At 52.8% G+C, this 5,207-nt stretch carries 2 protein-coding genes and 1 pseudogene; all 3 read right to left on the bottom strand.

Going from position 1 to position 5,207, the window contains the following annotated elements; translation table 11 throughout:
- A partial coding sequence (locus A918_RS19905) for an IS3 family transposase (RefSeq protein WP_022710636.1) occupies nucleotides 1-149 on the bottom strand: 149 nt, incomplete at its 3' end.
- 77 nt (nucleotides 150-226) lie between these two features.
- A pseudogene (locus tag A918_RS19910) lies at nucleotides 227-508 on the bottom strand (transposase); the annotation flags it as partial.
- Between the two features lie 156 nt (nucleotides 509-664).
- Nucleotides 665-4,465, bottom strand: coding sequence for an autotransporter outer membrane beta-barrel domain-containing protein (locus A918_RS19915; RefSeq protein WP_084664717.1), 3,801 nt, complete (start codon nucleotides 4,463-4,465; stop codon nucleotides 665-667).
- Nucleotides 4,466-5,207 lie beyond the last annotated feature (742 nt).

Raw genomic sequence — 5,207 nt, forward strand, 5'->3', positions numbered from 1 at the left:
TGGCTGACGTGAGCGCCCGCCGATCGCGCGACCTCCGAGGCCGTCACGCCAGGCTCGAAAGATGCCACCACCAGGCGCTCCTTCTCCTCACGCGACCAGCGGCGCCGTCTCTCGACCGACGTGATCACCTCCACTCGCGGCATCGTCATAGGGCTACTCCTAGGATTGTCCCTAGGACTTCCGACGTTCGCCCTCAGACCGCAAGGCGGCCGTCACCGGAGGGATACATAAGATCGAGCAATCCGTTGTCTCGCATCCGGTAAAAATGATACTGCACCGTTGTAAATGGCGGGAATTCCTTCGGTAATTGCGCCCATTGGCAACCGGTTGTCGCTATATACTGGATCGCATCCCAAAGTTTACGAGGATCATGTTTGCGAGGTCGGCCGACTTTGCTCATCTTCTGCAAAAGCGGCGCAATAATTATCCATTCATCGTCAGTGCAGTCACTTGCATAGCGCAAGAAACGTCTGGCATAATCACGCCGAGCGGTTTCAGTCCATGTCATCTGATCCTCCGTATTTTTTGCAAACATAGAGAATCATAAACTACTGAAATCGCTAAACTTAATTTTAGGTCGGGCTCTCAGCTCTTGCGGGCCTTAAAGAAAAGCCGTGTGCGCATGACACGCACACGGCATCTGATCTATCTGGGAAAGCTATGCCTACCACTTCACACGGAAGCCGACATTCCCCTTGAGGCTGTAGCTGTCGCCGAAGCTGTTCAGGCTGGTGTTGATCAGACCTTCGCCATAGATCGAGTATTTGTCATTGTCCCAGTTATAGGAACCGCCAAGGCCAATACCACCCCAGACGCGATCAAGTTTGGAAGCAAAGCTCGTGCCTGCAACATCAACCTTTGTGCCATCCAGAAACTCATAATAGAGATTGGCAATGCCATAGACATGGGCGCGATCGGTTAGGCCCTTCGCATTGGCCCATGAATTCTCATGGTCAAGCGTAATGCCAAGGCGTCCCTGCAGGCTGTTGCCGCGGTCAAGGCTGACACGTGCGTCAAAAGCATCGGTGAAGCTGTCAAAATCCACACTGGAATAGACAAGCTGTGCCTGTGGCGTGACCGACCAGGCCTGATCAATGGCAAAACGCTTGCCGCTTTCGATCGAGAGCGCATAGCCAAAGCCGTTGTTTCCAGAGGTGAGCCCCATACCGGCAAGGGTGGAGGAGAGGTCGGAATTGTACCATGTTGCCTGGGCCTGGGCATCGACATAGAAGCCTTCATTGCCATACCAGGTCAGCGTTCCGCCAAGGCCATAGCCATCGGTGGAGATTTCACCATCGCCATGGCGTGACCGGGTCTTGGTCTTGCCGTGGACATACTGGACAAAGATGCCGCCAATGAGCGAGCCGTCCGTATATTCACCAAGCTGGCCATCAAGACCTGCCTGGAGCTTGAAGATGTTCTGCCTGTAATCGCTTTCGGAAAGAGAATTACGTGGCTCAATCTTGTTATGTGCCCCTTCAATACGACCCCAGACACCATTGCCCTCGGCATAGGTGCCTGCTTCTTCAGGAGCTGCATAAGGCTGGATGGCATCCGCACCCTGAGCGATCACGCGATTGCCATTGCCCGACCAGAAACGATTACCGACACGCTGTTGCAACGTGCTGACACCATTCAGGCCAAGCAGTGCCTGCGGATAGGCTTCGTAAGTAGGAACGCCTGCCTGATAGAGAGGACTATCTGGTTCTACTGGATCAACAGGGTCGACAGGGTCAACAGGATCGGTTGATTTCAGCTGGGAGCGCAGATACCAGTCGCCATCATCAGGCTCTGACACGCTGCCTTTATAGAGCTTGTAGGCATAGGCACCGCCAACGACGGCCTGTTCGCCTTCATGGACATAGTCGCCAACAAGCGAGAATGTACCATCTGAGGCGCCACCGACTTCAATAATCTTGATGCCTTCAACTGTCTGTGCGCCTGTGCCGCCTGCATTCATCACCTTCACAAAGGATGAGCCGCTCGTGTTGCCATTTACGAGGAGACTGTCCGTAGCCGAACTGTCACCACCCAGAGCAGTCCACAGAGCAAGTGTGCCGCCGTTGCCAACATAATCTTCGGTAACGGTGAGTCTGGTTCCAGCCTGGGGGCCGAAATCAACTATGCCTGCATTGCTGAGTGAAGAAATCGACTGGCTGAAGTCGTTAAGGGCAAGTTTCGCTCCCGCCGCCACTTCAAAATCGGAAGCTCCGCTGAGATAGTTTTCTCCCCCTGCAGCAAGAATTCCTTCATTGACCGGCGTTGCGCCTGAATAGTTGCTCTGAGCGTTGATATTCAGGGTGCCAAGCCCTGTCTTTGTCAGGCTGCCCGCGCCAGTAATCGTGGACGCATAATTGAGCTCTGTTCCTGCGAGGGTTTCAAATGTGCCGCCCAGGCCCTGTAATTCTGTCGCTCGATCTATCGTGAAGCTCGCCGTGGTGCGCAACGTGCCGTCATCAAGCGTCACGCCGCCGCCTGCTGCGCCAAGGTTGGAATTGTTGGAAACCTGCACGATACCGCCTTGGATAGCGGTGCCACCCGTATAGGTGTTCGCGCCATTCAAGACGAGAGTGCCCAAATCGCTTTTTACAAGTTGCGTGTTGCCCGTCAGGGCCGAATTGATCGTCGCAGTGAACGCTGCGCCCGCCTCCGTGCCATCCCCAACGCGAATAGTTGACGTTGGTGAACCTACGAGACTGATGGCGTCTCCTTCAACAACATAACCATCGCTGGCGAATTGCATGCCGGAAGCCGTTACCGCGCCCAGACTGTCATCGACAGTTACTGTACCAGCTGTCGCCATGAAAATCGCGATAGCACCGTCCTGATACGGGGCGTTGATCACGCCTGTCTGTTCTGTCCAGTTGGTGTTGAGGCCGCCTGACGCCGAGCTTTGCCAGATGCCTGTGCCACCATTGACCTGCCCGTTAAATTGCGGTCCGACGTCCCAGAAATTAAGCGTGAGACCGCTCGTGTTGACAAGGTTGACCTGTTTGTCGACCGACGTCTGGACGTAGTAGTTGCTCGCGGGAATAGCGCCAATGTCAAGGATGTTGTTTGTCAGCGCGCCGTCATAGCTTATAACCCGGTAAACGCCTGTATCGAATGAGCCTCCCGGTGTTGTGACGACGTTGATCGTGCCGTCGAGCACCAGATCACCCTTGACAATCGTATGATCGTTCAGGGCTCCTCCGACGGTATTTGCTTTACCAAAGCTGTACTGCAGCGATGACCCAGCGCTCAGATTCAGATCGCCGTTGATAGTAAGAGTTCCAGGCGTGCTGCCGGCAGGTCCAGGAGACAGCTGGCCATTATCCTGTATCGCGACATCACCGCCAATAATGCCGGTCCCGCCCAAGGTCGCCCCGGCCTGAACCGTTGTCGTGCCCGTCGCCGCAGTCTGGTCGCCCATAATGTAGAGCGTACCCGCTGATACCGTCGTCGCTCCGGTGTAATTGTTATTGCCGTGGAGAGTTAGCGTTCCGGAACCAGTCTTGGTCAGACCGCCTACGCCGCCCATGACCGCTTGTATGCCACCATCGAATGACTGAGTGTCAATGGTTCCACCTTGCGATTGAAACAGGATGGTCCCCGGAACAAACCCCGAGAAAAATGAGGGATGATTATTTGCCAGCTGAAAAATGCCGCCATCGAACGAAAGGCTCCCGCCGTTGACGCGCCGGATCCGATTCGCGGTCAATACACCCGAACTGTTTAGCTGCACATCTCCATGCGAACCGGATTGGTACCCAAGATCCAGCTGAGATGTAATCATATGGCCTTGATCACTTATCGTGAGTACGCCATTGCCGCTTTCTCCCACATAGACCCCGGCGCTTGCGTTCCAGGTACTGCCAGCGCCAGAGATTGTTACTGTGCTTGTAACGCCAGAGGCCCCTCCTATATAAGCTAGACCGTTTGTAGTTAGCCTTCCGCCACCTGTTACTGTGACAGAACTTGGCCCATCTGCCCCGACGCCAAGATAAGTTGTAGTCAAAGCGGACCCGGCACCGTCAATTGTGATATTCCCGCTCGTTGGAACCGGCACGTGTCCCACTGTTGTTGAATAGGCTACAACATTACCGCCATTCGTGATGCGCAGAGTGCCTGTCCCATTGTAGCCGATGTAAAGATAATAATCCGTAGTAAAACTCGAGCCGACACCGTCGACGGTCATCAAGCCGTCGCCGCCAAAATATCCGATGACGGCGCTGTATCCTGGTGTGATGGCAACAGTTCCGCCATTTGCTATCGCAAGCGTGCCTGGTGTCCCGTTGCCGACATACAATGAATTAGGAACCGTCCAGGTCGGCGAAGGATTGGGTGTCAATGTAGGGCTGACGGTTCCGGTGACGGTAACCGATTGTGCGTTTACGCCGGTTGCTGTCGCGATAGCTATTGCAAGAGCCGAAACGGTAACTTGCAGGGAGGAAACTGTCGCCTTTTTCGCGGTATGCATTCTCATTTATTCTATTCCCCATAAGAGAAAAGCTTGTATATTCACAATACATCAAGCGCTTTTCGGACTACATAATTCTAAGAAAGCAAAAATTACTTGCATATCAAATGAATAATACAACATCTTATAAGGATGTGATTACGTATTATTTGGTTTACTGTTTTTGTTTTCTTTCTTTTGCTGCTATTCCGGTGGTGATTGCGACCGAGATAAAGTTTGTGGAAAGAACAGAGCTCAAGCTAGTTACGAAATAATCCTCAAAAGAAAATTCTGATGAGGATTGCATTTGATTTTGTTAAGTTATTGTTATTGTTGTATTTTATGCTGAATCGCTTCAGCGTCTGTTTCCTTTCACTGTATATACTACATTAGTATTCGCTGAAATAAAGAGGTTTCGTTGTTTGGCGGGGGCAGGTGCATCTCTGAATGCTCCAGCCACCCTGATATCGTGATCGACTTGGGGTTGAGTTTCAGCCACCATTATACTGGCGGGCGCCCTTCTTCATTGATTTGAATCAATGAACCAAATTAATTCAATCTGGCGCACTTGTCAACGGCGGAGCAACCCGGACCACCTGGCTAGTGCGTATCCGAGTCCTATTCCTGATCTAGGAAACGAGGACGGGCCGAAAGGCTCGCTCTCACTCCGGACCCCAATATAGGGCTCTGTTGCAAAAATTTTGCCGATGTCCGAAAGAATGCTGACAATTTTCAGCGAGACTTTTGATGAACGATTTCAAGTGGCGCC

It is taken from the genome of Pseudochrobactrum sp. AO18b (assembly GCF_000409565.1).
Taxonomy (GTDB): Bacteria; Pseudomonadota; Alphaproteobacteria; order Rhizobiales; family Rhizobiaceae; genus Pseudochrobactrum; species Pseudochrobactrum saccharolyticum.

Excerpts from the sequence above, each read along its gene's own strand:
- A918_RS19915 (WP_084664717.1), bottom strand. The coding sequence starts at position 4,465 with ATGAGAATGCATACCGCGAAAAAGGCGACAGTTTCCTCCCTGCAAGTT.